Origin of the sequence: Streptomyces sp. NPDC002825 (assembly GCF_040295385.1) — a bacterium.
GTDB lineage: Bacteria > Actinomycetota > Actinomycetes > Streptomycetales > Streptomycetaceae > Streptomyces.
Genome location: NZ_JBEOVH010000010.1, coordinates 142073 through 167171, shown reverse-complemented (window position 1 = coordinate 167171; position 25099 = coordinate 142073). Strand labels below are relative to the sequence as shown.

General features: G+C 72.9%; 25 protein-coding genes. 11 read left to right on the top strand and 14 right to left on the bottom strand.

Going from position 1 to position 25099, the window contains the following annotated elements:
* Positions 1 to 127 precede the first annotated feature (127 nt).
* Positions 128 to 1705 (top strand): glycoside hydrolase family 26 protein, encoded by a 1578-nt coding sequence (locus ABT041_RS39030; RefSeq protein WP_502976491.1) that lies wholly within the window; start codon positions 128 to 130, stop codon positions 1703 to 1705.
* 27 nt (positions 1706 to 1732) lie between these two features.
* On the opposite strand, the gene ABT041_RS16025 is transcribed toward ABT041_RS39030, so the two are convergent.
* The 9 genes from ABT041_RS16025 to ABT041_RS15985 form a co-directional block, all read right to left on the bottom strand.
* Positions 1733 to 2875, bottom strand: a complete 1143-nt coding sequence (locus tag ABT041_RS16025) for a GNAT family N-acetyltransferase (protein ID WP_351184391.1) — start codon at positions 2873 to 2875, stop codon at positions 1733 to 1735.
* Entirely contained in the window at positions 2872 to 3555 is a 684-nt protein-coding gene (locus ABT041_RS16020) for a YveK family protein (RefSeq protein ID WP_351184389.1), read from the bottom strand. The genes ABT041_RS16025 and ABT041_RS16020 overlap by 4 nt, the downstream gene beginning before the upstream one ends.
* Before the next feature lie 12 nt (positions 3556 to 3567).
* Positions 3568 to 4695 (bottom strand): glycosyltransferase, encoded by a 1128-nt coding sequence (locus ABT041_RS16015; RefSeq protein WP_351184387.1) that lies wholly within the window; start codon positions 4693 to 4695, stop codon positions 3568 to 3570.
* On the bottom strand, positions 4692 to 5492 hold the full coding sequence (locus ABT041_RS16010) for a polysaccharide deacetylase family protein (RefSeq protein WP_351184385.1): 801 nt from the start codon (positions 5490 to 5492) through the stop codon (positions 4692 to 4694). Before ABT041_RS16010 ends, ABT041_RS16015 begins: the two co-directional genes overlap by 4 nt.
* Positions 5392 to 7065, bottom strand: coding sequence for a murein biosynthesis integral membrane protein MurJ (gene murJ / locus ABT041_RS16005; RefSeq protein WP_502976489.1), 1674 nt, complete (start codon positions 7063 to 7065; stop codon positions 5392 to 5394). Before murJ ends, ABT041_RS16010 begins: the two co-directional genes overlap by 101 nt.
* A 448-nt stretch (positions 7066 to 7513) precedes the next feature.
* Positions 7514 to 8833 (bottom strand): O-antigen ligase family protein, encoded by a 1320-nt coding sequence (locus ABT041_RS16000; protein WP_351184381.1) that lies wholly within the window; start codon positions 8831 to 8833, stop codon positions 7514 to 7516.
* A 2-nt stretch (positions 8834 to 8835) separates the two neighbouring features.
* Positions 8836 to 10284: a sugar transferase gene (locus ABT041_RS15995; protein WP_351184379.1), complete on the bottom strand. Its 1449-nt coding sequence runs from the start codon at positions 10282 to 10284 to the stop codon at positions 8836 to 8838.
* The gene (locus tag ABT041_RS15990) at positions 10281 to 11417 is read right to left on the bottom strand and encodes a glycosyltransferase (protein ID WP_351184377.1); all 1137 of its coding nucleotides are present in this window, start codon (positions 11415 to 11417) and stop codon (positions 10281 to 10283) included. Before ABT041_RS15990 ends, ABT041_RS15995 begins: the two co-directional genes overlap by 4 nt.
* A 1-nt stretch (position 11418) precedes the next feature.
* The gene (locus ABT041_RS15985; RefSeq protein ID WP_351184375.1) at positions 11419 to 12477 is read right to left on the bottom strand and encodes a DUF3344 domain-containing protein; all 1059 of its coding nucleotides are present in this window, start codon (positions 12475 to 12477) and stop codon (positions 11419 to 11421) included.
* Positions 12478 to 12859: 382 nt separating this feature from the next.
* Between ABT041_RS15985 and ABT041_RS15980 the strand changes: the two genes are divergently transcribed.
* The 6 genes from ABT041_RS15980 to ABT041_RS15955 all read left to right on the top strand — a co-directional run bounded on the left by ABT041_RS15980 (position 12860) and on the right by ABT041_RS15955 (position 17059).
* Positions 12860 to 13099, top strand: coding sequence for a chaplin (locus ABT041_RS15980; RefSeq protein ID WP_351184373.1), 240 nt, complete (start codon positions 12860 to 12862; stop codon positions 13097 to 13099).
* 275 nt (positions 13100 to 13374) lie between these two features.
* On the top strand, positions 13375 to 14211 hold the full coding sequence (locus ABT041_RS15975) for a hypothetical protein (protein WP_351184371.1): 837 nt from the start codon (positions 13375 to 13377) through the stop codon (positions 14209 to 14211).
* 224 nt (positions 14212 to 14435) lie between these two features.
* The gene (locus ABT041_RS15970) at positions 14436 to 14711 is read left to right on the top strand and encodes a hypothetical protein (protein WP_351184369.1); all 276 of its coding nucleotides are present in this window, start codon (positions 14436 to 14438) and stop codon (positions 14709 to 14711) included.
* 235 nt (positions 14712 to 14946) lie between these two features.
* A complete protein-coding gene (locus tag ABT041_RS15965) occupies positions 14947 to 15852 on the top strand; it encodes a chaplin family protein (RefSeq protein ID WP_351184367.1) in 906 nt (301 codons plus the stop codon).
* 156 nt (positions 15853 to 16008) lie between these two features.
* Entirely contained in the window at positions 16009 to 16485 is a 477-nt protein-coding gene (locus ABT041_RS15960) for a hypothetical protein (RefSeq protein WP_351184365.1), read from the top strand.
* Positions 16486 to 16786: 301 nt separating this feature from the next.
* Positions 16787 to 17059, top strand: a complete 273-nt coding sequence (locus ABT041_RS15955) for a chaplin (RefSeq protein WP_351184363.1) — start codon at positions 16787 to 16789, stop codon at positions 17057 to 17059.
* Between the two features lie 62 nt (positions 17060 to 17121).
* Here ABT041_RS15955 and ABT041_RS15950 read toward each other — a convergent pair whose 3' ends face one another.
* Positions 17122 to 17988 carry a tyrosinase family protein gene (locus ABT041_RS15950; RefSeq protein WP_351184361.1) on the bottom strand — a complete coding sequence of 289 codons (867 nt, stop codon included), beginning with the start codon at positions 17986 to 17988 and terminating at the stop codon, positions 17122 to 17124.
* Positions 17972 to 18388, bottom strand: a complete 417-nt coding sequence (locus ABT041_RS15945; RefSeq protein WP_351184360.1) for a tyrosinase family oxidase copper chaperone — start codon at positions 18386 to 18388, stop codon at positions 17972 to 17974. Before ABT041_RS15945 ends, ABT041_RS15950 begins: the two co-directional genes overlap by 17 nt.
* Positions 18389 to 18538: 150 nt before the next feature.
* On the opposite strand from ABT041_RS15945, the gene ABT041_RS15940 reads away from it, so the two are divergent.
* The 3 genes from ABT041_RS15940 to ABT041_RS15930 are packed head-to-tail and all read left to right on the top strand — an operon-like array spanning position 18539 to position 20730.
* Complete coding sequence (locus ABT041_RS15940; protein ID WP_351184358.1) at positions 18539 to 19042, top strand: DUF5949 family protein; 504 nt, start codon at positions 18539 to 18541, stop codon at positions 19040 to 19042.
* A gap of 19 nt (positions 19043 to 19061) precedes the next feature.
* A complete protein-coding gene (locus ABT041_RS15935; RefSeq protein ID WP_351184356.1) occupies positions 19062 to 19709 on the top strand; it encodes a vitamin K epoxide reductase family protein in 648 nt (215 codons plus the stop codon).
* A gap of 1 nt (position 19710) precedes the next feature.
* A complete protein-coding gene (locus ABT041_RS15930; protein ID WP_351184354.1) occupies positions 19711 to 20730 on the top strand; it encodes a glycoside hydrolase family 26 protein in 1020 nt (339 codons plus the stop codon).
* On the opposite strand, the gene ABT041_RS15925 is transcribed toward ABT041_RS15930, so the two are convergent.
* The gene (locus tag ABT041_RS15925; RefSeq protein WP_351184353.1) at positions 20693 to 21298 is read right to left on the bottom strand and encodes a TetR/AcrR family transcriptional regulator; all 606 of its coding nucleotides are present in this window, start codon (positions 21296 to 21298) and stop codon (positions 20693 to 20695) included. The two genes, ABT041_RS15930 and ABT041_RS15925, sit on opposite strands and share 38 nt — an antisense overlap.
* A 40-nt stretch (positions 21299 to 21338) precedes the next feature.
* The gene (gene trhA / locus ABT041_RS15920; protein ID WP_351184351.1) at positions 21339 to 22025 is read right to left on the bottom strand and encodes a PAQR family membrane homeostasis protein TrhA; all 687 of its coding nucleotides are present in this window, start codon (positions 22023 to 22025) and stop codon (positions 21339 to 21341) included.
* 198 nt (positions 22026 to 22223) lie between these two features.
* Here trhA and ABT041_RS15915 point away from each other — a divergent pair, with 198 nt between their 5' ends.
* Positions 22224 to 24041 (top strand): phosphoenolpyruvate carboxykinase (GTP), encoded by a 1818-nt coding sequence (locus ABT041_RS15915; protein WP_351184349.1) that lies wholly within the window; start codon positions 22224 to 22226, stop codon positions 24039 to 24041.
* Between the two features lie 123 nt (positions 24042 to 24164).
* On the opposite strand, the gene ABT041_RS15910 is transcribed toward ABT041_RS15915, so the two are convergent.
* Positions 24165 to 25097, bottom strand: a complete 933-nt coding sequence (locus ABT041_RS15910; RefSeq protein WP_351184347.1) for a poly-gamma-glutamate hydrolase family protein — start codon at positions 25095 to 25097, stop codon at positions 24165 to 24167.
* Positions 25098 to 25099: the final 2 nt, after the last annotated feature.

The following is a 25099-nucleotide window of genomic DNA, read 5'->3' as shown; positions in this document are numbered from 1 at the left end:
CGGGCGATGAAATCCTCTAATGGACTACTGATCAGATGGAAGCGGAGTTCACGGTCGGCTTATTAGGAATACTTTCTGAGCATCGGATTGACGGACCATCAAATGGCGTAGATGTGAAGGAGTGGCCATGGCAGCTGCGTACCGGAGAACATCGAGAAGATGGTTGGGGGTGTTCACCGCCGGTCTCCTCGCCACGGGCTCGGTCGTCCTCTCGTCCCCCGCCCACGCCGCCGAATCCGCCCCGGCGAAGGACCCCGGACCCACCCTCGCCACCGCCATGGGGGCCTTCCTCGACTCGGGCGACCGAGGGGTCTCCCGCATCAGGCAGCTCGAAGGGTGGCTCGGCGGCCACGAGCTGCGCGTCGGCCACACCTACCTGCCCGGAGACCTCTGGAAGAACATCGAGGGACCCCCGGGCTTCCTCGACGCCTGGGCCGACTGGCGCAACGAGCGCACCGACCGGATGCTCGTCCTCAACGTGCCCATGCTGGAGCGCAACGAGGCCCGCGTCTCCGACCGGGAGGTCCGCCGCCAGCTCCAGCTCGGCGCCGCCGGCTACTTCGACCACCACTTCACGACCCTCGCCGAGCGTCTCGTCGAACAGGGGGCCCTCGACACCGTCGTCGTCCTCGGCTGGGAGATGAACGGCACCACGTACACCCACCGGTGCGCCCCCGATCCCGAGGCGTGGAAGAAGTACTGGAACCGGATCGTCACCGCGATGCGGGCCGTGCCGGGCCAGAAGTTCCGGTTCGACTTCAACCCGAGCCGCGGCCTCGACGCGATCCCGTGGACCGAGTGCTACCCGGGCGACGACGTCGTCGACATCATCGGCATGGATTCGTACGACCAGCCGTCGGGGAGCAGTTTCGACCGGCACGTCAGCGAACCGTACGGGCTCCAGAAGCAGGTCGATTTCGCCGCCGAGCACGGAAAGCAGATCTCCTATCCCGAATGGGGGCTCTTCCGGAACGGCGACAACCCGGAATACATGCGGCGCATGCTGGACTGGATGAAGCAGCACAAGCCGCTGTACCACACCATCACCGACTACTGTCCGCACGGCGTCTGGCAGTGCGACGACAATCCGCAGTCGTCGCTGGTCTTCCGGCAGGCGCTGTACGGCACGGAACCGGAACTCCCGACCGACCCGGTGGACCCGGTGGACCCGACGGTCCCGGAGCCGAAGCCCGAGCCGAAGCCGGAGCCGAAGCCCGAGCCCAAGCCGGAACCCAAGCCCGAGCCGAAGCCGGAGCCGAAGCCCGAGCCCAAGCCCGAGCCGAAGCCGGAGCCGAAGCCCGAGCCGAAGCCGGAACCCAAGCCCGAGCCGAAGCCCGAGCCCAAGCCGGAACCCAAGCCCGAGCCGAAGCCCGAGCCGAAGCCGGAACCCAAGCCGGAGCCGAAGCCCGAGCCCAAGCCCGAGCCGAAGCCCGAGCCGAAGCCGGAACCCAAGCCGGAGCCGAAGCCCGAGCCGAAGCCGGAACCCAAGCCCGAGCCGAAGCCCGAGCCGAAGCCGGAACCCAAGCCCGAGCCCAAGCCCGACTGCTGGGACCTGGACCTCGGTTCGTGGGTGGACCAGTGGCTCGGCGGGGCGGTCTGCGTCCCCGAGGAGAACTGGAAGGACGAGGAAGACCTCGACTGGAAGGACGAGGTCGAGCTCGACTTCGACTGGAAGGACAGCCTGAAGGAGGTCTGGCCCTTCTGACGCCCCTCACGGCGCCGGTGGCGGAGCTCATCCGCCACCGCCGCCGCGGCGGAGCAGCCGTCCCACCCAGGCCCGTTCCCGGGCCTGCCGGGCCGCCCAGCGCCGGGCGTCGGCCGCGCCCGCGCACAGCCAGAGGAGCGGCGCCGTACCGCGCCCGGTGAGGAGCAGCCGGCGGTTGCGGACCGGCTCGGGACGCCAGTGCTGCTTGTACGACTCGCTGCCGCGCAGCATGCTCAGCGTGGCCCGCCCGCCCGCACTGGTCTCACGGGCCCCGTGCCGCAGCAGCATCGTCGCGACGTCGACCTTGCGGGCGCGCAGCGCCGGGTCCGCGCCGTACAGATAGCCGCCCGCGAGCCGGGGGGACATCAGGGTCAGGTCGGCGGCGACCACGTCCCCGGCGAGCCGGAACTCGGTGACCATCGCGTCGCCCCGCTCGACCATGGGCCGCACGGCCCGGGTGAGGTGCTGGGCGAACCGCTCGCTGGTGTGCTCGGCGGTCACGCCCCGGCCCTGCCACTGGAGCTGATGGAGCCTCAGGAGCCGGTCGAGGGCGGCCGGGACCTCCTCGCCGGGCACCACGCGCGCGTCGATGCCGAGCGCGTCGAGCTTCCGGAGCTTGGCGCGGACCCGCTGGGCCTTCCCGGAGGGGATCCGTTCGAGGAGGCCCTCCATGGGGACGGCGGGCAGCTCCAGGCAGAGCGAGTCGGGCAGCCGGCGGCGCGGGCCGCGCCAGTGCGCGAAGACGCGTTCGCTGGCCGCTCCGGGCCGGACCTCCCGCAGGTCGAGGATGGCGCCCCGGGCGGCCCGCGCGAGGGCCCCCGCGAGGGCGGGCGCCGCCTCGGGGCAGTCGTCGTCGAGGAGGACGTCCGTGAAGTCGGTGATGGTGCCGCCGAGCTGGGTGAGGACGGGCAGCGGCCCGCGGGCGCGCATCAGGGGCGCGGCGGCGACGAGTGCGCCGTCCCCGCGCCGTACGAGCACCACCCGCAGCGCACCGGGCCTGCCGTACGAGAGCCACCAGGAGTGCAGCCAGGAGTGGGACTGGAAGGGGGTGGCGGAGGAGCAGCGCCCGTACAGCGCCGTCCACTCGGCCGAAAGCCGCCCGAACTCCTCCTCGTCACGGCAGATCTCGGTCCTCAGCGCTCTCCGGTCGAGCAGGCTTCTCGGGCTCACACCGCCTCCGCCGGGTGCGCGGCGACCGCGGGGGCGGGCACCGCGGCGGACGCGGAGGGCGAGGCCGCGGCGGACTGCCGGGAGTGCCGGGCCCCGTCGCGCGTGGCGGCGCGCTTCGGGCGGACCAGGAGGACCAGGCCGCCGAGGAGGCCGCCCGCGCAGCCGCCGACGAGCGCGGAGAGCGGCGCGGACGGGGAGACGGGGGCGACGGGCTTGGTGGCGCGGGAGAACTGGACGACCTTCACCCCGGTGTTCCCGGCGACGTGCGTGCTGTTCAGGACGAGCGCGCGGGCCACCCCGTCGGCCATCGAGACCGCCTGGGCGGGCTTGGCGGACCGCGCGGTGATCGAGATCATCGGCGCGTCAGGGGAGGTCGCGGCCTGCACGTTCTTCCGCAGGGTGTCGGCGGTGACCCCGGCCCACACCTGGGCGTCGCCGGTCACCGCGATGTCGGTGGCGACCCGCCCGTACGCCTGCGCGAAGCCCAGCACCGCCGCCGGGTCGGACTTCTCTGCCGGTACGACGATGACGTAGCTGGTCGCCGCGTACTCCGGGGTCTTCAGGGCGCCGTAGCCGCCGCCGAGGACCGCGCCGGCGAGGACGGCCGCCGGGAGGACCGCCCAGCGGCCGGGGGAGCGCAGACCGGCGGGCAGGAACGCGCGGGGTGGGGTGGTGTTCATGGTCGGGCTCTCTCACTTCGAGGGGGTGCCGTGGACGGCCTGGTCGTAGAGGGACATCAACTGCCGTGCGCTGTGCGCGATGTCGTAGCGGCGGGCGGCCTCCGGCTGCGGGAGCCGGGCGAGCCGGGCGTCCCTGATGCCGCGCAGCGCCGAGATCAGCTCGGGTACGGACTCGCCGATCCGGCGCGCCCCCGGTGCCGCGTCCGGGGGCAGGTCGTCGATCGCCGGGCAGGCCACGTACAGCACCGGGAGGCCCGCGGCGAGCGCCTCGACGACCGCGAGCCCGAAGGTCTCGTCGGGGGAGGTGGACACGAACACGTCCATCGCGGAGAGGAGTTCGGGCAGCGTCGGCCCGAGCGGGGCGACGGCCGGCGGGTCCTCGCAGGCCCCGGCGAGCAGGATCCGGCCGGCGGCCCCGCACTCCCGGGCGATCCGCAGCAGCTCCTCCCGGTGCTCGCCCTCGCCGACGAGGAGCAGCCGGGCCTCCGGCACCGACGCCACCGCCCGGACGAGCCGGTCGAACCGCTTCCCGGGCGTGAGCCGACCGACACCGCCGACGACGTACGCGTCCGCGGGGATGCCGAGGACGCCCCGGGTGAGGCGCCGGGCGCGCGCGTCGAAGGCGAACCGGCCGGTCTCGATGCCGTTCGGCACCACCCGGATGCGGTCCGGGGACACCCCCCAGTCGGCGAGCCGGCGGGCGACGCTGGGCGACACGGCGACCGTGGACGTGCCGAGCCGCTCGGAGGCCAGATAGAGGGCGCGGGTGCCCGCCGACAGCGGCCTGCCCTCGATCTGCGTCTCGCCGAGGGAGTGCTCGGTGGCGATGACCCGGCGCACCCCGGCGAGCCGGGCCGCCGTCCTGCCGTACACGCACGCCCGGTAGAGGTGCGTGTGGACGAGGTCGTAGCGGCCCTGCCGGACGATCCGGGCGAGCCGCGGCAGCGCCCCCAGGTCCCGGTTCCCGGTCATCCCGAGGTGGGTGACGGGCGTCCCGTCGGCCTGGATGCCCGTGGCGACCGCGCCCGGGTTGGTGAGCGTGACCACCTCGCTGCGGGTCGGGAGGTGGCGGAGCAGGAGCCGCAGCTGCTGCTCGGCGCCTCCGATGCCGAGGCCGGTGATGACGTGCAGGACCTTCACGGCGCACCGACCGCGGCCGGGCCGTGCGGGGCGGGGAGCAGGTCGCCGGGGTGACGGCGGCGCAGCGGGTGCAGGACGCGCTTGGCGGTGAGCCGCCAGGGGGTGTCGTTCTCCCCGATGTGGACGCGGGGCAGGGCGTACGTGCCGGTGTGCGGGCCCGGGTCGATCGCGCTGGCGTAGCGGTAGCCGGCCTTGCGCACGGCGTGGATCGCGCGCGGGTCGACCTGCCCGTACGGGTAGCAGAAGCCGTCCACCGTACGGCCGGTGATCTCCTCCAGGAGCTCACGGCTCTGCCGGGTCTCGGCGGCGAGCGTCGCGTCGTCGGCCTCGGTGAGCGGGACGTGCCGCAGGCCGTGCGAGCCGATCTCCATGCCGGCCTCGGCGATCCGCCGGATGCCGTGCTCGTCGAGCAGCGGTTTGCGCGGCCCGCCGGTGTCCCAGCCGTTCTCGCCGCCGAGGCGGCCCGGCAGGACGTACACCGTGGCCGTGAAGCCGTGCCGGCGCAGCAGCGGCAGCGCCGAGTCGAGGAAGTCCGCGTACCCGTCGTCGAAGGTCAGGCCCACGAGCCCCTTCGCGCGCCCCTCGGCGGTGGCGGCGAGCAGCTCCCGCACCGAGACCCCGCGCAGCCCCCGGTCGCCGAGCCAGTGCAACTGCCGGGCGAAGCGCACGGGGGAGACGGTCACGCGGTACGGATCGTCAACGGTGTCCGTGATCGAGTGGTACATCGCCACCCACAGGGGCGGCTTCCACAGGGGCGGCTTCGGCAGCAGACGGCGCAGCGCGGTGGCGGCGGGCATGGGGTGTCCTCCGGAAGGCGGAGCGGGGCAGGGGCGGGATCTCGGGCGCTTTGGCGGCGCAGGCGATGAAGAGCAGGAAGACGCCGACGACGACCAGGCCCGCGACGGCGACGGCGAGGACGGCGGAGTCGACGGCCAGCTGGCAGAGCCAGCCGGCGCCGGTGGCCCAGGCGCTCGCGGTGGCGAGCCGGAGGAGCCCCTCGCCGAGGTGGCCGACCCGGACCGGGACGGCCTGGCGGTGCGCGCCCCGCAGCAGCAGGACGGCGCTGAGGGTGATGCCGAGGGCGTTGGCGGCGGCGATGCCGACCGCGCCCCAGTAGTGGGCGCCGGGGACGCCGGCGGCGGCGGTCGTGACGAGCCCCGCGGCCATGGCGGCGGCGGGGTACCAGAGCGGGCGGGCGGCGGAGAAGTAGCAGCGGACGAGGGCGCCGACCATCGTCTGGCCCAGCAGGCCGAGCGCGTACACCCGCATGACGGCGGCGGTGGCGGTGGTGTCGTCGCCCGTGAACTCGCCTCGCTCGAAGAGCAGTTCGATGATCCGGGGGGCGGCGGCGATCACCGTCGAGGAGCCGACGAGCACGACGACGGCGGCGAGCAGCAGGTCCCGCTCGACCCGGCGGCGGGCCGCCTCCGGGTCGCCCGCCGCGAGAGCGCGGGCGACGACCGGGAAGCTGACCGTGCACAGCATCAGGGAGAGGATCATCGGCATCTGCGCGACCTTCTGCGCGTAGTTCAGATGCGAGATGGCGCCGGCGGGCAGCGGTGAGGCGAGGAACCGTTCGATCAGCGTCTGGGACTGGCGGCACAGCGAGAACGCGACGACGGGCGCGATGAGTCCGAGGACCAGGATGCGCCCCTCGCCGGAGCCGGCGGGCACGGCCGGCGCCGTCTGCCGCGGTGTCCGCAGCTCCCGCACCAGCGTGGGGGCCTGGACGAGGACCATGAGGATCCCGCCGACGGCGACCCCCGCGGCGGCGGAGCGCACGCCCCACGGCTCGCGAAGGACCAGGATCGTGCCGATGATCCCCACGTTGTACGCGACGTAGATCGCCGCCGGTGGCAGGAACCGGCCGTGCGCGCGCAGGGCCGCCGAGCAGTACCCCACCAGCGCGAAGGACAGCACGCAGGTCCCGGTGAGCCGGGTGCAGTCGACGGCGAGCGCCGGGTCGGGAAGCCCCGGGGCGAGCGCGGCGACCAGCAGCGGCGCCGCGACGATCAGGAGGACGGCGGCGACGCCGAGGGCGAGGACGATCCGGGGCAGCGTCCCGCGCACCAGGACGCGCACCGGGTCCTCGGACAGTCCGGTCGAACGGCGGGCGAGGGCGCGGGAGAAGGCGGGCACCAGGATCAGCGCCATCGCGTCCTCGATGAGCAGCGTCGAGGCGAACTCGGGCACCGTCCACGCCACCAGGAACGCGTCGGTCCCGGCGCCGGCACCGAAGTACCCGGCCATGATCTGGTCCCGCACGAGCCCGAGCAGCGACCCGGCCGCGGTGAGCCCGGCCGTCACGGCCGCCGCCTTCGCGAGGAACCCGCCGCCGCCCCCTTGCGCCCCGGCGCGGGCCGCCCGCACGCGCGCGTGCGCCCGGCGCCCTGGGGACGGGACGGGGGGAGCCTGCGGCGCGGACCCCGCCGGACGCCCGGCGGGCCGTCGCGCCACCCACCGGGCCCCGGCGATGAGCCCGACGGCAGCTGAGGCCCGGGCGGGCGATCCGGCACCGGCCCCAGGGGCGTCGGACGCCCGGCCGGCCCCGACGGCAGCGGTGACCCGGCCGGAGCCGGGCGCCCCCGCGCTCGCCCCGGCGGTGGCCCGGGCGGTGCGGACGGCCGTGGTCCCCGCTGCCGCCGCCGAACCGTCCCCCGGCAGCACGACGGCCCCCGGGGGCCACGGGGAGTCCGTGGGGCCCGGAGGCGTGGTGGGCCAGGGGTCCGTCAGCGGGGTGCCGCAGGGCGGCCGGGGCGAGGGGGGCGGCCCGTCGGCCCACGGCGTGTCCGTGGGCTCCGGTTCCCCGGCCCACGGGTCACGCACGCCTCACCTCCGCCAGCGACCACCAGGCCGCCAGACCGAACACGACGGACATGAGGACCGTCGAGGGCCCGCCGATGTCCGCGTAGAAGAAGTCGATGAGCTGCCAGGCGAGCAGGCCCGTCGCGACGAGCGCGCAGTCCGCGCCGAGCCGCTGCCGGCGCAGCGCTCCGACGAGCAGCGCCACCCAGCTGCCCGCCAGGGCGAGCAGTCCCACCAGGCCCTGCTCGCTGAGCACGAGGAGGTACATGTTGTGCGGGGACAGCAGCGGCTGGCGTGCGAAGGCCGCCCCGGCTCCGGCGGTGTCGCTGCCGGAGGAGAGCGCGAGGGAGGCGTTCGAGTCGCGGTACTGGGGGAAGCCCTTGAGGCCCACGCCCGTGACCGGCTCCGCCCGCCACATCCGTCCCGCGGCCGCCCACATCGTGTACCGGTCCGTGACCGACTGGTCCGGCGCGGCCGTCACCTGCGTGATGCTGGCGACCCGCTCCTTCACCATCTCCGAACCGATCCCGAGGCCGCCGACGAGGACCACCCCGAGCGCGGCCGCCACGAGCGCCACCCGGGCCGCCCGCCGGACCCCGGCGAGCAGCAGCTGGATCGCGCAGGCGAGGACGGTCGCGATCCACGCGCCCCGGCTGAACGACAGCACCAGCGGCAGGAAGAGCAGCCCCGCGCAGACCGTCGCGGCCGTGCGGACGCGCCCGGGACCGCTGCCGAGCGCGATCCCGACGGCGACGACGAGCCCGTACGCCACGACCGTCGCCATGCCCATCACGTCGGTGGCCCCGAAGGTGCCGACGGCCCGGACGTCCTCGCCCTGGTACGAGGCGCCCGTGCCGGTCAGGTACTGGCCGACGCCGACCGCGCCCTGGAGCAGCGCGAACGCGACCAGACCCCAGGCGACCACGGCGAAGTCCCGCCGGTCGCGGATCATCAGGAGCACGGCCGCCGGTACGAGCACGAAGACCTGTACGTAACGGGCGACGCCCGGCAGGCTCGCCGCCGGGTCGTGCGAGGTGATCGCCGCCAGACAGATCCCGAGCACCGGCAGGCCGAGGACGACGGCCGCCGCCCGGGTCAGCGGCCGGGTCCCGCCGCGCAGCACCCGCACCAGACAGATCAGGACCAGGAGCCCGGAGGCCGCGTCCGCGACCGTACCCGTGCCGCCGGTGCCGCCCTGCGCGCCGCCGCCGCCCGGGACGAGCAACAGCACGATCACGGCGAGGACCGGGGACAGCGCCCCGGCCCGGCGGGCCCAGTCCCGCGCGTCCGCCGTCTCCCGTGCCGCCGGCACCGTCGTCACGGCCGTGGCCATCCTCAGCTCCCCGTGGGTCGGACGAGCCCGGCCGCCGTGCGCAGCAGGATGCAGACGTCCTGCCAGAGCGACCAGTGGTCGATGTAGTGGTTGTCGAAGCGGCAGCGGTCCTCGATCGAGGTGTCGCCGCGCAGCCCGTGCACCTGCGCCAGGCCCGTGAGGCCCACCGGCATCCGGTGGCGGGCCGCGTACCCTGTGTGGATCTTGCTGAACTGGGCCACGAAGTAAGGGCGTTCGGGCCGGGGCCCGACCAGGCTCATGTCCCCGCGCAGCACGTTCCACAGCTGCGGGAGCTCGTCCAGCGAGGACTTCCGCAGGAAGCTGCCGGCCGCGCTCATCCGCCGGTCGCCCGCCACGTTCCAGCGGGTCGCCGCCTCGGTGTCGTCGGAGGGGCGCAGCGTACGGAACTTGAGCAGCGTGAAGTGGCGCCCGTGCTGGCCCACCCGCTCCTGCCGGAAGAGCACCCCGGGACCGTCCGAGAGCCGCACCGCCAGCGCGCAGAGCAGCAGCACCGGCAGCGCGAGCGCCAGCGCGGGCGCGGCGAGCGCGATGTCGAGGGCCCGCTTCGCGGCCCGGCCGCGCCGCTCGCCCAGCGGGACGACCCGCTGCCAGGCGTACCCCCACATGTGCGCGCCCATCGGCCCGTCCTGCTGCCGGCCGCCGACCCGCCAGGTGGCGCAGCCGTACTGCTGGAAGAGCGACACCAGACCCGGGTCGTCGTCGAGGAACACCGCGTCGCGCACGGCGTTCTGGATGACGGCCCGGTGGATCTCCTCGGTCGTGGTGAGCACCGGAAGCCCGGGCTCCCCGGCACTCCGGGCACCGCCCTGCTCCGGCACGCCCACGATGCCGACCGGCCGCATCCCGTACTCGGGGTGCTGGGCGGCCGCCGCGGCGAACCGGCGGGCCGCTCCCGTCCCGCCGATGACGAGCGCGGACCGGGGCCGCTCCCGGGCGATCCGCCGCCGCCGCGCGAGCAGCACCCCGCGGACCAGACACACCAGGGAGACATGGAGGGCGTACGCGGCGCAGAGCCGCAGCGGCCCGATCGCCAGGGCGGGGGAGTACGCGGCGACCGCGGCCGCCGCCAGGCACCAGGCGAACCCGGCGCGGGAGCCGAGCGCCGGCAGTTCGTCGAGGACCCGGGTGTGCGCGGCCGGCCGGTAGAGCCCCGCGTGCCCGTCGAGGACGAGGACGACCGCCAGCACCGGCAGCACGAGCCGGACGTCCTGGTGCGCCGCGCTCAGCACCGACGCGGCACCGAGCACGGCCAGGGCGTCGACCGCCACGAGCGCCGCCACACCGGAGCGTTGCCGCGCGCGGCGGTGGCGCGGCAGCGCGAGCCGGCCGGGCGCCCCGCGGCGCGGCGCGAGGGAGGCGAGGCCGAAGGCCTGTCCCGCCGTGGGCCAGGGGCCGGGCGAGGAGGGAACGCTGGTACTTTCCGTGGTCACTGCGCAATCGGCTCTCTGTGCTCGGCCCCCCGCACCCCGGCCAGCTCGCGGTAGACGTCCGCGACCGCCGCGCCCGTGCGCCGGACATCGAATCTGCTGAGGACGTGCTCATGGGCCTCGCGGCCCAGGCGGTGCCGCAGCTCCGGCCTGCCGAGGAGGCGGCCCAGAGCGGCGGCGAGCGCGGCCGGGTCCTCGGGCGGGACCAGGCACAGGGGTTCATGGGCGGGCGGCAGGCTCTCGCGCGCCCCGTCCACGTCGCTGACGACGACGGGCCGGCCGGCGGCCATGGCCTCCAGGGGCGCGAGCGCCATGCCCTCCCAGCGGGACGGCAGGACGACGAGATCCGCGGCCCGGTACCAGGGCACGGTGTCCTCGACGGCTCCGGTGAAGCGCACCGAAGGACCCGCGAGGGCCCGCAGCGCCTCCTCGTCCGGGCCGTCGCCGACCAGGACGAGCCGGGCCGCGGGCACCTCCGCGAGGACGGCGGGCCAGGCGGCGAGCAGGACGTCCTGCCCCTTCTGGCGGCAGAGCCTGCCCACGCAGACGACGGTGGGCGCCGGGTTGCCGGGCGGACCCTCGGTCGCGAACCGGACGGTGTCCACACCGTTGTGGACGACGGACCAGTCCGCCGTGACCCCGGCCTCCTCGCCGGTACGGCGCTCGGCCTCGCTCACGCAGAGGATCCGGTCCGCCCAGCGGGCGCCGAACCGCTCCCAGCGCCGGGCGAGCGCGGCGGTCCTGCCCTGGACCGCCTCGAAGGACCAGGCGTGCGGCTGATAGACCGTCGGAATCCTTCCGCGCACGGCGAGTCGGGCGCAGAGCCCGGCCTTGGCGCTGTGCGCGTGGACGAGCCCGGGCCGGACCGCGCGGATCACCCGCGCGAGCTCCCGCGTCTCACGGAGGACGGCGGGACCGGGATCGCGGCCGGCCCGCCAGTCATGGGTCTCGGCGCCCTCGGCGCGGACGGCGGCGGAGAGCCCGGTGCCGGGCGGGCAGGCGACCGCGACCCGCAGGCCGGCGGCGCGCTGGGCGCGGACCAGGTCGACGACGACACGGGCGACCCCGCCGTCGCCGGGCTGGACCGCGTGCAGGACGGTGACGGACCCGAGGTCCGTATCGAGTGGTGACAGCACGTCAGCGCCGGACGTCCGCCTGGAGGAAGACCGCGCCGAGCCAGACGGTGTCCTTCCGGCTGCCGACCCGGACGTGGACCCGGTCGCCGCCCGCGCGCAGCGCTCCCCGCAGGTCGAACACGTCGGAGTCGTACCCGAGGGTGTTCGTACGATCGGGTCGGCGTACGGTACGGCCGGCGCCGAATTCCGTGATGCTGGAGTTCAGTACGTCGTCCGCGGAATTGGCGGAATCGGAGAGGCGGGTGCTCTTCGACCGGCTCGTTTCCACCGTCAGGTAATCCCCGGAAGTGCCGCGGTCGCCGTCATAGGCGATCAACCCGAGACGCCCGGACACACCCTTCGGAAAACGGTTTCCCCCGATCGGCACGCGCAGCTCACCGGCGCGTGGACCGACCGTTTCGAAACCGTCCCAGACACTGATCCTGCGCAGCGGTTCCGAGGCCTTCTCGTACGCGGCGACGAGCGTCCAGCCGCCCCAGCCGCCCACCTTGGAACGGCCCATGGCCACATTGACCTGGGCGACGGTCCACTGCCCCGGGTGCGAGCGGCGGACCAGATCGGTGACGTCGGCGGAGGCCTGGAAGGCGTCGGCGCCGTCGGCCGTCCGGTGGCCGATCAGGGAGTCGGCGAACAGCGCCTTGTACTGCCCGCCCGGCTCGGCGATGAGCACGCGGCCGTTGTCCTTGGGCGGCTTCTGCTCGCCCACCCGCAGGTTCCCGCCCCAGTACAGACGGGCCCAGGTCACCCGGGCGCCCGCGGGCACCGCGAGCTCGGCGCGGCTGGAGTTGTACGTGTTCGGGTCGCTGTCCACGTCGACGTACCTGATGGTGGCGCCGTCGTTGACCCTCTCCGTGCCCTTCGCGCCCCTCGCGGAGGTGTTGGCGGCGCGCACGATCCCCCCGTGCTGCACGGCCTGGTGGCGCGCGGCGAAGGGAACGCGACTCGCCTCCCGGGGCTGGGGCGCCGCTGCGGAGGCGCCGGGCAGCGCGGCGGACAGGGCCGCACACGTCACGGTGCACAACACGCTGCGACGCACAGCGAGAAGCGCTGAATTCCGCATACAGGTTCTCCGCTTTGATGAGAGAAGGGAGGGAAGACCCGAGTAGGCCGGGGGAGAAGAAGGTGTCGTCCGCACGAAATGGGTGAACGCGCGGCGGGCCCGGAAGCAACGTTCGGGAACGTTATAACCCCGATGCGGGGCGATAGTAAGCATTAGATGCCCGGAAACGCTAACTCCCGTATCCGTGCGCCCGGTTCCTCGTTGTGCGTGTTGCGCCATTCCACGCCCACTCCCTCCAATGGCCCTCCTATGGCCCAAAGATCGGTTGAACGTCACCCGTTCGGGAGAGCAACCGATGAAAGCCCGGGGCGTTGTTGAGGGAGCCGGGCCGAACAGTCCGCGCAGTCCGAGTCCGATGAATTCGATCGAGGAGCGCCTCCCCATGTCCCGTATCGCCAAGGCCGTTGTCCTGACCGCCGGTGCCGCCGCCGCCGTCGCCGGTGCCGCCGGTGTCGCCGCCGCCGACGCCGGTGCCGAGGCCGCGGCCGTGAAGTCCCCCGGTGTCATCTCCGGCAACGTCGTCCAGGTCCCGATCCACGTCCCGGTCAACGTCTGCGGCAACACCGTCAGCGTCATCGGCGCGCTGAACCCGACCTTCGGCAACGCCTGCGTCAACGCCTGATCTCGCACGCCTGATCGGTCCTTCCGAAGCCGGTGCGCCCACCCGCCGGGGTGGGCGCACCGGCTTTTTCCTTGCCGGCACCGGGTCGGTACTCGTTCGGACGCACCCTCGTGCGCCGTCCGGTGCAACGGCGTACGCCCCTCCAGGGGGCAGGCCGAGGGGGCGGATTCACTCGAACGGAGGCGTGGCGCTCAGTAGTTCCGCGGTTGCGGAGCGCTATACCCGCAGGCACGGTGAGAGAGCAGTTGTCCGACGCATAAGGAAAAGGAACACATATGCGTCCCCTGGCTACACGCCGCCTCACCGCCCTGGCGATATCCGCCGCCATCACCCTCGGCATGGCGGGACCCGCCTTCGCCGGCGAACTCCATCCGTCCCCCGCGGCCGACCGGGCCGCCCACGCACCCCTCCCCGACGCCGACAGCCTCCTGGCCCAGGCCGAGGCGCTCGGCGAGCTCGGTTCGGTGACCACGCCCGTGACCGAACTCGTCACGGCGGCGCTCAAGGCCGACTCCGGCCAGCTGTCCGCCGCCGACGCCGAGTCCCTCAAGACGAAGATCGACGCGGCGGTCGACGAGGCGAAGGCCACGCTCCCGGCCCCGCTCCCGGACACCCCGGCACCGGAAACCCCGGTGACCCCGCCCGCAGCGGACCTCCCGGCGAAACCCCCCGAGCTCCCCGTGACTCCGCCCGCGGCCGACCTCCCGGTCACGCCTCCGGCCGCGGACCTCCCGGTGAAGCCGCCGGTCGCGGACACCCCCGTGAAGCCGCCCGTCACCCTGCCCGTCGCGGCGGCCGCCCTGGCGGGCGAGGCCGGCAAGGCCGCCCCGGCGGACCTCGTCGACGACGCGCTCGCGAGCATCCAGAAGGCCGTCGCCGGTCTGCTCGCCGCCGTCACCTCCGGCGATGCCGGCGGAGTCGTACCGCAGGTCACCTCGACCCTGACCTCGGTGGTCAACCTCGTCGTCGCCACCGTGCTCGGCAGCGGGCTGCCCGCACCGGACCTGCCCGGTCTGCCCAAGCTCCCGGCGCTCCCGGTCGCCGAGCTGCCCGCCGACTCTCCGGTCGCCGCGCCGGAGCTGCCGGTCAAGCCCGCGCTGTCCGACCGTTAGCACCCCCCACCCCTGTGCCGTCCCGGCCTCCGCCGGGGCGGCACGGGCGCGTGTGATCGGCAAATCACACCGGCCCGCATCGATCGGGTGCAGTACCGAGAAATCCTTCCTCCCGGAGTTTCCGGGGCGCTCACTCCTCGTTACAGAAGCAGAACGATGTACAGGATTCGGCCAAGAACCCTGTACAGAACGTGACTTGAAAGAACGACGGAAGGATTCACCTCATGAAGCCCACCAAGGTCGCCGCGGTCGTCGCCGGTTCGCTCATGGCCCTGGGTGCCGCCGCTCCCGCCATGGCCCAGGAGGCGCTGACCCCCACCAGCCTGAACGGTGGCCTCGACGCGATCGCCGCCAACGGGCTGAAGAGCGACATGCTGAGCAGCACCACGGACGGCTCCCCGGTCCAGACCGTCACCAAGGCCGCCGACCAGCTGAACACCGCCACCAAGGGCGCCCCGCTGCTCGGTGGCCTCCCGGTCCCCGGCGGCCTCGCGGGCTGACGCCACCTCAGTAGCACCTCTGCCACGGGCACTTACGGCGGCCTGCGCGACCGCTGTTCCTCACGGTCGGCTGATCGAATGATTTTCTGATCAGCTGCCGTGTGGCCCCGGCCGTACGCCGGGCGCCGACCCATACCCTCTGGCCGATCCCTCGTGAACTTCGGTGTGGATCAGGCCGGTCGGAGCGAGGGGGGATCCTCGCCGGTCTCTCCCTTGTCTCCAGAGGAAGAGCGGTATGCGGTCCATCATCAGCAGGAAAGTACTCACCGCGGCGGCAGCGACCGGCATTCTGTCGCTGAGCGGCGGATTCGCCCTGGCCGCCAACGCCCACGCCGGTGCGGGCGACGGGCCCGGTCCGGGCTCGGGCGGCCACGTCCAGGCCCCCCTGCCGGCGGACGTCTGCGGCAAGAGCATGGAACTCGGCGGTTACGTCGCCGCAGCCGTCGGCGACCTCTGCCCCCCGGCGGAGGAACCCGGCGGCTACGGCGAGGAGCCGGGTCCCACGCACCCGCCCCACACGCCGCCGACGCACACCACCCCGCCCACGCACACGACGCCGCCGACCCACACCACGCCGCCGACGCACACGACGCCGCCGACGCACACGACGCCTCCCACCCACACCACGCCGCCGACGCACACGACGCCTCCCACGCACACGACGCCGCCGACGCACACGACGCCTCCCACCCACACGACGCCGCCGACTCACACGACGCCTCCCACCCACACGACGCCGCCGACTCACACCACCCCGCCCACGCACACCACGCCCCCCACCCACACCACCCCGCCCACCCACCCGGGTCCCGGGGACTGTGACGAGGACTCGGGTTACGGGTGTGAGGGCCCCACGAGTCCGCCGAGCTCGACTCCTCCCACGCACACCGGCCCTCCCACGCACACCACCCCGCCCACCCACCCGGGACCCGGTGACTGTGACGAGGACTCGGGTTACGGGTGCGAGTGGCCGACGGATCATCCTTCGTCGCCCGGGCACCCCGGCCACCCCGGCCACCCGCAGCTCCCCGAGACCGGCAGCGAGCCCATGCTCATGGGCGCCGCGGCCGTCAGCGCCGCACTGATCATCGGCGGCACCGTCGTCTACCTCCGCGGCGGACGCATCGCCCGCAGGCACTGACCCCCCGGCGGTCAAGTACCGCGTCAATCAGGGCCCTCGCCTTCACCGGTGAGGGCCCTGCGCGTTGCTGCACATGGGTTAGTCCCGCGACGTTTCGGCCAAGGGGCTCGTTCTCCTCACATGACTCTGCGCTCTCACGCGGGCATGGGACTCCTCATGACCGCAATCGCCTCCGCCGCCCTGGCCTCCCCCGCCTCCGCCGTCGAGGCCCCGGTGATCGTTCCGCTCCAGGGCCTCGAGCCGGTCCTGCCGATGGACGCGCCGACCGTGGCGACCGGCGTTCCCGTCCCGATGCCCGGCGCGCCCACCGGCTTCCAGAAGGGCCTCGGCGCTCTCCCGGACGTCGCCCTGCCCAGCGTCCCGCTCACCGGCACCCTCCCGGAGACCGTCGTCGACGCGCCGCTGCCCGAGCTCCTCAAGGGCAGCGAGCCCGGCCGCGCCCTGCTCAGCAGCCCGCACTCGGAGATGAAGGCGGCCACCCCGGGCGCCGTCGTCGGCAACCCGCTGGAGGCGCCCCGCGGCAACGGGCTCGCCGGGCTTCCGGACCTGGCGAAGCCCCAGGTCGGTCTCCTCACCCCGGTGCTCAGCGGAGCCCTCGACCCCCAGCTGGGTCTGGCGCAGGACGCGGGCTGACGCGCACCGCGTCCCCGGTCATTCGTACGACCGTTGACCGGGCGGGTGAAGACACGATTCTTCCCCGCCACCCCAAGGGTTTTCGGTCGTTGCAAGAGAAGGCTTGTCGCATGGCCGCGGCCCGCGGGCCGAAGACGTCCCGTCGTATCCGGCGGCGGACGCCCTTCGGGTCGCGGGCCATTCTTTCGATTTTCCTTCTTCCCTTTCGGCCCAATGCCCGTGACCCCGACCGGGGAACGGCGTTGAACGGAAGTGACGGCCGTGATTCCTGCGGTCGCTTTCCACGTCCAAGGAGTTCTTGATGTCTCGCATCGCGAAGGCTGCCGCTGTTCTCGCCGGCACGGGTGCCGTTGCCCTCAGCGGAGCCGGCCTGGCCGTCGCCGACTCGGGCGCCGAGGCCGTCGCCGCCCACTCTCCCGGTGTCGCCTCCGGCAACGTCGTCCAGGTCCCGGTCCACGTGCCGGTCAACCTCTGCGGCAACACCGTCAACGTCATCGGGCTGCTGAACCCGGCGTTCGGCAACACCTGCATCAACGCCGACGGCGACCACGGTGACGGCGGCTACGGCGGCTGATCCCCCGCTTCATACGGATGTCCCCCCGGCCGACGGCCGGGGGGACATCCGTATGTGGGGGGTCAGGCGTACCGGTAGATCCGGCTGTGGTCGAACATCGACGCCGGGGTCACGCCCCAGGGCGCCATCGGCTCGTGCCTGGCGGCGACCTTGCGGTACTGCGCGTCTCCCAGGGGCAGCGGCTCCGCCGGCAGATAGCCCGCCCCGGGGTTCCGCTGCTGCCAGCGCGACCAGACGAGGTCGACGAAGGAGTGGTGCAGCCAGAAGACCGGGTCGTTCACCGAGCCGCCGCCGAGCATCAGGCCGCCGACCCAGCGGTGCACCCGGTTGTGGAGCCGGAACCGCTCGTTGCCCCGGCCCGGCGCCCAGCCCTCCAGGGCGTTGCGGAAGCCGCTGGAGCTCGTCGAGTTCCAGGGCGCCGCGTCGTACACCCGCTCGCGCATCACCGCGTCGAGCTGGGCCGCGGTGGGGAGCGTGATCGGGTCGCGGGGGCGGCCGAAGTCCCTGGTCAGATAGCGGACGTCGGTCATCGACTGGGTGATCTGCCACCGTCCGGCGGAGTGCGCGAACGGGCCCGTCATCACCTGGAGGTCGGCCCGGCGGCCGTTGCCGCCCATGAAGTCCTCGCCCCAGATCGAGGACGCCGGGGAGTTGTCCCGGGTCCAGTCCCAGTACGGGACGGAGACCGTCGGGTCGATCCGGCGCAGGGCCGTCTCGAACTCCAGCAGGAACTTGCGGTGCCAGGGCAGGAAGCTCGGGGTCATGTGGGCGATCCGGAGCCGGCCCTCCCCGTCGGCCGTGTAGTAGTCGATGTGGGTGCGGACGAAGCGGTCGTACGCACCGGTCCGCTTGAGCTCCAGGACGGCGGCGACGAACTTGCGGCGCTCGGCGCCGGTCAGATCGCGCTGGTTCTTACGCGTGTACACCACGCGGGCTCCCTCCCGTCGGGTCGGTGGGGACGCCGTGGGCGCCCGCGAGCGGGGAGAGCCGGGCCGCGCCCAGCTCGTCCACGGCCGCGCGGGTCGCCGCCAGGGGCGTCGGACAGGACTCGTAGTGGTCGATCGGGGTGACGTAGCCGCCGTCGGCGCAGCGCATCAGATGCAGGGGACGGCCGTCGACGAGGGCGGTCGGCTCGCCGCCGGGGCCGGAGAAGCCCAGGAGGCGACGGCCCCGGTACATCTCGTCGAAGGCGTGCGGATCGCTCGTGCCCCCCGATTCCGTGCGGGCCGATTCGGGTCGGGTCGCGACACGGCCGAGGGCACCGCCGGTGAAGGCGGTGACGGCCAGGGCGAACAGGGACCGCAGTGCGACGCGGCGCGGGACGATCATCAGTGATCTCCTGGTGGTCGGCTTATGCCCTCAGGGCACAACGATGAAAACCCGGGTTCGTTGCGGTGGATATGCCAGCGGCGTGAATGTCGGCCGTTCGAGTGAATTCGGCGCGGGGAAAGGGTGGTTGGAGCACTAGCATCCGTATTCATGACCACTTCCAACGTCGTTTCCTCGGCGCGCAGCGCCTCTCCGCTGGGAACTCTCACGGTGATTCCGTGGTCCAGCGAGCCCTCCGCCGAATCGGCGGGAACACCCTTCCTGATGGCCTATTCGCTCGGTGACGGCCGGGACGGGCCGGAGGCCGGTCAGCAGGCGATGCGCGAGGCCCTGGAGTCGATGGGCCTCTCGGTCGGCGACCGGCTCTTCGATCTGGGCAAGGACGCCGGGATCAACGCCTCGCTGCTCGTCGAGGGGGGCTCGGCCGTGCTCACGCTGCCCTTCCTGAAGGTGCAGTGCCCGGTGCCGGACGAGTGGCAGACGGCCGCCCGCGAGCAGGGCAAGGTCTACTTCATCTGCTCCGTACGGCCCTGGTCCGAGGGTGTGCCGGGCGAGCCCGTCGACGAGGCGCGGCTGCGGGCCTTCGTCTCGGACGAGGAGATGCTGGCCGACAGCGCCCACGTCCTGCTGCCGGTCCGCCGCGTCCAGGGCTGACCGGGAAGGGGGCCGCGTCATGGCGACGGTGAACGTACGGGGCGGGGTGCCGGTTCAGCGGCAGGAGGAGACCGAGCGGGAGACCGGCGGGCCGGTCGGCGCGAGCCGGGGCCTCGCCTGGCTGCTGCTCGTCACCGGGGCGGCGGGCGTGCTCGCCGGCTGGGTGATCACGATCGACAAGTTCCTGCTCCTGGAGGACCCCGGCTTCCAGCCCGGGTGCAGCCTGAACCCGGTCGTGTCCTGCGGCAACATCATGAAGAGCGAGCAGGCGTCGGTGTTCGGCTTCCCGAACCCGATGCTCGGGCTCGTCACGTACGCCGTCGTCGTCGCCGTCGGTGCCGGGCTCCTCGCCGGGGCCCGGTACCGGGGCTGGTTCTGGCTCGGCCTCAACGCCGGGATGCTCTTCGGGGTGGGCTTCTGCACCTGGCTGATGTACCAGTCGCTGTACGAGATCAACTCGCTCTGCCTGTGGTGCTGTCTGGCCTGGGTCGCGACCATCGTCATGTTCTGGTACGTGACCGCGCACAACGTCCGGGAGCGGCTGCTGCCCGCCCCGGCGGGGGTGCGGACCTTCCTCGGCGAGTTCACGTTCGCCCTGCCCGTCCTGCACATCGGGATCATCGGGATGCTGATCCTGACCCGCTGGTGGGACTTCTGGACGAGCTGACGTGCGTCGTCCCCCCTCCTGGTTCACCTGGCCGCGAGCCGCACTGACCGTGCTGCTCGCGGCCGTCGTCGTCCTCCTGCTCGTGCTGCTGCCCGGCAGGCTCGGGACGCGGACGGCGCCCGAGGCGGCGCCGGAGCCGCTGACGGGCGTCCCGTCGGGGTTCTTCACCGGCTCCGACGAGGCCGGGGTTCGCCGCATCGCCCAGGCCCAGGAGTGGCTCGGCGGGGACTCCCTGACGGTGGGTCACACCTATCTGCCGGGCGACCGCTGGTCCAACATCGAGGGGCATCCGGCGCTCTTCGGGCCCTGGGCCGGCTGGAAGGCCGAGCGGCCGGGCCGCCTCTTCGTGCTGAACGTGCCGCTGCTCGACCGCAACGAGGCCGGGCTGCCCGACACGGAGGTGCGGGCGGGGCTGCGGCGGGGTGCCGGCGGTGCGTACGACGGGCACTTCCGGACGCTGGGGGAGGGGCTGGTCGCGCACGGGCTCGGCGACGCGGTCCTGGTGCTCGGCTGGGAGATGAACGGCACCACGTACAGCCATCGCTGCGGCCCGGACCCGACGGCCTGGAAGGCGTACTGGCGGCGGGTGGTGGGGGTGCTGCGGGAGGTGCCGGGGCAGCGGTTCCGCTTCGACTTCACGCCGAGCCGGGGCCTCGACGCCATCCCGTGGCCGCACTGCTACCCGGGCGACGACGTCGTCGACATCATCGGGATGGACGCCTACGACCAGCCGGCCGGGCTCTCCTTCGAGGAGCAGGTCGACGAGGAGTACGGGCTCGCGCACCATGTGCGGTTCGCGGCGGCGCACGGGAAGCCCGTCTCGTACCCGGAGTGGGGGCTCTTCAGGAACGGGGACAACCCGGCGTACGTACGGGGGATGCTGGAGTGGTTCGCTGCGCACCGGCCCGTCTACCAGACCGTCACCGACTACTGCCCGCACGGAGTGTGGGAGTGCGCCGACAATCCGGAGTCGGCGCGGATCGTCAGGGGTGCGCTGGGGGCGCCGTCAGGCCGGTCCTGAGGGTGTCGACCGTGCGGTGCAGGAGGGGGAGCAGGTCGCCGGCCGTGCCCTGCTCGGCCCAGTACAGGGTCGCCTCGCGGAGTGCGCCGAGGACCGCCGCCGTGAAGATCCGCACCTCCAGGTCGTCCGGGTCCCGGCCGGTGCGGTCGGCGACCGCGTGGGCGAGGCGGCGGCCGGTCACCGCGGTGGTCTCGGTGAAGCGGGCGCGTACGGACGGGATCTCCACCATGAGCCGGGCGCGCAGCCGGGTCTCGGCGGGCTCCTCGCCGAGGGCGGTGCCGACCGCTTCGAGGACGACGGCGCGGAGTGATTCGAGCGGCTCCTCGCCGGCGGGGCGGGCGCGCAGCCGGGCTTCGAGGAGCTCGTCGTTCTCGTCGGTGAGGACGATGTCCTCCCGGACGGGGAAGTAGCGGACGACCGTGGAGGGGGAGACGTCGGCCTCGGCCGCGATCCGGTCCGTCGTGGCGGCGTCCCAGCCCTCCTCGGCGGCGAGCCGGTAGGTGGCCTTCCGGATCGCCGCGCGCGTCTTCGCCTTCTTGCGTTCGCGGAGGCCGGGGCGGTCGTTCATGACCTTCATTGTCCCAGCCCGTGCGGGCCGGTCGGGCCGGTCAGGCGTGCTGGTAGGCGACGAGCGAGATGCCGACGTAGTGGACGATGAAGGCCGCGAGGGTCAGCGAGTGGAAGACCTCGTGGAAGCCGAACCAGCGCGGGGAGGGGTTCGGGCGCTTGATGCCGTAGATGACGCCGCCCGCGCTGTAGAGCAGTCCGCCGACGATCACGAGGACGAGGACGGCGATGCCGCCGGCGCGCATGAAGTCGGGCAGGAAGAAGACTGCGGCCCAGCCCATCGCGATGTAGCAGGGCGTGTACAGCCAGCGAGGGGCGCCGACCCAGAAGACGCGGAAGGCGATGCCGGCGGCGGCCGCGGCCCAGACCGCCCACATGAGCGGCTTCGCCGTGGAGTCGGGGAGGAGCAGCAGGGTGAGCGGGGTGTAGGTGCCCGCGATGATCAGGAAGATGTTGGCGTGGTCGAGGCGCCGGAGGATGGCCTCGCCGCGCGGGCCCCAGTTGCCGCGGTGGTAGAGCGCGCTGATGCCGAAGAGCAGGCAGGCGGTGAGGACGTAGATCCCGCAGGCGATGCGCGCGCGGGGCGAGTCCGAGAGGGCGACGAGCGTGAGGCCCGCGACGATCACGGCGGGGAACATGCCCGCGTGCAGCCAGCCCCTGAGCCGGGGCTTCGTCGGGAGCGACGCGGTGCGCTCGATCGTGGTCACTTCCGGCGTGGCTGCAGTCATGAGACGGAATCCTAGCTACGGCTCCGTAGGTACCGGATATGAGTGGCGATGCTCACGTGTGCACCCCCCTGGACATATGGGCGAATCCGTCGGATGATCAAATGAGTGCGGTCGGCACCGGATGAGCAGCTACGACGCATCCGGGTCGCAGCCCCCACGGGGCATACAGCGGAATACACCCCTCAACAAGGAGCAATCGTGGCGCGCGACAACGCGGCTCCCCTTCCCACCCAGCACCAGGAGCTCGTCTCCTGGGTGAACGAGATCGCCGAGATCACCCAGCCCGACAACATCGTCTGGTGCGACGGTTCCGAGGCCGAGTACGAGCGCCTGTGCGAGGAGCTCGTCGCCAAGGGGACCTTCAAGAAGCTCGACCCGGTCAAGCGCCCGAACTCGTACTACGCCGCCTCCGACCCGTCCGACGTCGCGCGCGTCGAGGACCGGACCTTCATCTGCTCCGAGAAGGAGGAGGACGCGGGCCCGACCAACCACTGGAAGGCCCCGGCGGAGATGAAGGACATCTTCGCGGGCGAGAAGGGCATCTTCCGCGGCTCCATGCGCGGCCGCACCATGTACGTCGTGCCCTTCTGCATGGGCCCGGTCGGCTCCCCGCTCTCCGCCATCGGCGTCGAGATCACCGACTCCGCCTACGTCGCCGTCTCCATGCGCACCATGACCCGCATGGGACAGGCCGTCCTCGACGAGCTCGGCACCGACGGCTTCTTCGTCAAGGCCGTCCACACCCTCGGCGCACCGCTCGCCGAGGGCGAGGCCGACGTGCCGTGGCCCTGCAACACCACCAAGTACATCTCGCACTTCCCGGAGACCCGCGAGATCTGGTCGTACGGCTCGGGCTACGGCGGCAACGCCCTGCTCGGCAAGAAGTGCTACGCGCTCCGCATCGCCTCCGTCATGGCGCGTGACGAGGGCTGGCTCGCCGAGCACATGCTGATCCTCAAGCTGACCCCGCCGCAGGGCGAGGCGAAGTACGTCGCCGCCGCGTTCCCCTCGGCCTGCGGCAAGACCAACCTCGCCATGCTGGAGCCCACGATCTCCGGCTGGACCGTCGAGACCATCGGCGACGACATCGCCTGGATGCGCTTCGGCGAGGACGGCCGCCTCTACGCGATCAACCCCGAGGCCGGCTTCTTCGGCGTCGCGCCCGGCACCGGCGAGCACACCAACGCCAACGCCATGAAGACCATGTGGGGCAACTCCGTCTTCACGAACGTCGCGCTCACCGACGACGGCGACGTGTGGTGGGAGGGCATGACCGAAGAGGCGCCCAAGCACCTCATCGACTGGAAGGGCAACGACTGGACGCCGGAGTCCGAGACCCCGGCCGCCCACCCCAACGCCCGCTTCACCGTCCCGGCCGGGCAGTGCCCGATCATCGCGCCGGAGTGGGAGGACCCGAAGGGCGTGCCGATCTCGGCGATCCTCTTCGGCGGCCGCCGCGCCTCCGCCGTCCCGCTGGTCACCGAGTCCTTCAACTGGCAGCACGGTGTCTTCCTCGGCGCGAACGTCGCCTCCGAGAAGACCGCCGCCGCCGAGGGCAAGGTCGGCGAGCTGCGCCGCGACCCCTTCGCCATGCTGCCGTTCTGCGGCTACAACATGGGCGACTACATGGCCCACTGGGTCAAGGTGGGCGCCGAGGCCGACCAGGCCAAGCTGCCGAAGATCTACTACGTGAACTGGTTCCGCAAGAACGACGCCGGCAAGTTCGTCTGGCCCGGCTTCGGCGAGAACAGCCGCGTCCTCAAGTGGATCGTCGAGCGCCTCGACGGCAAGGCCGAGGGCGTCGAGACCCCGATCGGCATCCTGCCGACCGCCGAGTCCCTCGACACCGACGGCCTGGACCTGCCGGCCGAGGACCTGGAGTTTCTCCTCAAGGTCGACCGTGACGTGTGGCGCGAAGAGGCCGCCCTCGTCCCCGACCACCTCAACACCTTCGGCGACCACACGCCGAAGGAGCTGTGGGACGAGTACAACGCGCTCGTGGAGCGCCTCGGCTAGTCCCTCCCGAACTCGTGGTGGGCTGCCCCGAAACACCGCCCTGACCAGTGGGGTCACGACGGTCCATCACGACGCAACCGGCCCCCGGAGCCCCCTCAGGCTCCGGGGGCCGGCGCATGTCCGCTACAGGATGGTCTGGCCGGCCTCGACGGTGGCGACGGCCCGGCGGCAGGCGTCACGGAAGCCGAGGAAGCGGCTGTTGTTCCAGGTGGCGATCCGGCCGCTCTTGTAGTCGAAGTCCGTCGGCGCGGGGCCGAAGAGGGACCGGCGCATGTCCTCGGTGATCTCCAGCTGGGCGCCCGCACCGGTCAGCGTCCGGTTGCAGATGTTGTCCGTGGCCGCACCGGCGAAGTCCGCCAGGTTGTAACGGTCCCGCCACTCGTCGGAGAGGGCGTCGAGCGCGGGGAACCCGGCCTTGTTCAGCTCGTACACCAGCGCCTCCCGGAAGGTCTTGTCGAGACCGCCGACGACGACCAGCTTCGGGTCGGACTGCGAGGGCCAGACCATGGTGTCCGGAATGCCGAGCTTGCTGTACTGGCAGCCGTGCAGGCTCAGTGTGTTCAGGTGGCTCGCGGCCAGCGCCCTCGCGACGTGGTCGTCGCAGTTGACCGAGGTGACGTGCAGCTCGGTGTTGTTCGACGAGCGCATGCCCTCGAACATCCAGTAGTCGTGGACCGTGGGCAGCAGCGCGGGCTTGTTCGCGTCGGACGGGTCGTATCCGGCGATCGCCAGACAGAGTTCGGAGGTGCCCCGCTCGATCTGGCCGCCGTGGATGGCCAGGATCGCCGTCTTCGCGGTGTAGGTGCCCACCTTGGAGAGATAGCCGTCGAACTGTTCGTGACGCCGGGAGCGGCGGCCGAAGTCGGTGCCCTCGACGACGGGGTGTTCCGTGCTGGTGTAGAGGTCCGTGTTGCTGACGTAGAGGTCGTTCTCGCCGGTGGCGTACGCCGGTGCGGCCCCGGCGAGTTGGCCGACGAGCGGGGCGCCCGCCGTGGCGGCGGCGGCAAGCGCGGTGAGGACCGCGCGACGGGACGTGGTGCGCTCGGAGAATGTCATGC

What these genes read in the sequence shown, in the direction of transcription:
- ABT041_RS15965 (WP_351184367.1), top strand. Translation starts at nt 14,947, where the DNA reads ATGCGGTCCATCATCAGCAGGAAAGTACTCACCGCGGCGGCAGCGACC.
- ABT041_RS16010 (WP_351184385.1), bottom strand. Translation starts at nt 5,492, where the DNA reads ATGCCCGCCGCCACCGCGCTGCGCCGTCTGCTGCCGAAGCCGCCCCTG.
- ABT041_RS15970 (WP_351184369.1), top strand. Translation starts at nt 14,436, where the DNA reads ATGAAGCCCACCAAGGTCGCCGCGGTCGTCGCCGGTTCGCTCATGGCC.
- ABT041_RS16000 (WP_351184381.1), bottom strand. Translation starts at nt 8,833, where the DNA reads ATGGCCACGGCCGTGACGACGGTGCCGGCGGCACGGGAGACGGCGGAC.
- ABT041_RS15945 (WP_351184360.1), bottom strand. Translation starts at nt 18,388, where the DNA reads ATGATCGTCCCGCGCCGCGTCGCACTGCGGTCCCTGTTCGCCCTGGCC.
- ABT041_RS15940 (WP_351184358.1), top strand. Translation starts at nt 18,539, where the DNA reads ATGACCACTTCCAACGTCGTTTCCTCGGCGCGCAGCGCCTCTCCGCTG.
- ABT041_RS15910 (WP_351184347.1), bottom strand. Translation starts at nt 25,097, where the DNA reads ATGACATTCTCCGAGCGCACCACGTCCCGTCGCGCGGTCCTCACCGCG.
- ABT041_RS15980 (WP_351184373.1), top strand. Translation starts at nt 12,860, where the DNA reads ATGTCCCGTATCGCCAAGGCCGTTGTCCTGACCGCCGGTGCCGCCGCC.
- ABT041_RS15960 (WP_351184365.1), top strand. Translation starts at nt 16,009, where the DNA reads ATGACCGCAATCGCCTCCGCCGCCCTGGCCTCCCCCGCCTCCGCCGTC.
- ABT041_RS15955 (WP_351184363.1), top strand. Translation starts at nt 16,787, where the DNA reads ATGTCTCGCATCGCGAAGGCTGCCGCTGTTCTCGCCGGCACGGGTGCC.
- ABT041_RS15975 (WP_351184371.1), top strand. Translation starts at nt 13,375, where the DNA reads ATGCGTCCCCTGGCTACACGCCGCCTCACCGCCCTGGCGATATCCGCC.
- ABT041_RS15925 (WP_351184353.1), bottom strand. Translation starts at nt 21,298, where the DNA reads ATGAACGACCGCCCCGGCCTCCGCGAACGCAAGAAGGCGAAGACGCGC.
- ABT041_RS15985 (WP_351184375.1), bottom strand. Translation starts at nt 12,477, where the DNA reads ATGCGGAATTCAGCGCTTCTCGCTGTGCGTCGCAGCGTGTTGTGCACC.
- ABT041_RS16020 (WP_351184389.1), bottom strand. Translation starts at nt 3,555, where the DNA reads ATGAACACCACCCCACCCCGCGCGTTCCTGCCCGCCGGTCTGCGCTCC.
- trhA (WP_351184351.1), bottom strand. Translation starts at nt 22,025, where the DNA reads ATGACTGCAGCCACGCCGGAAGTGACCACGATCGAGCGCACCGCGTCG.
- ABT041_RS15935 (WP_351184356.1), top strand. Translation starts at nt 19,062, where the DNA reads ATGGCGACGGTGAACGTACGGGGCGGGGTGCCGGTTCAGCGGCAGGAG.
- ABT041_RS39030 (WP_502976491.1), top strand. Translation starts at nt 128, where the DNA reads ATGGCAGCTGCGTACCGGAGAACATCGAGAAGATGGTTGGGGGTGTTC.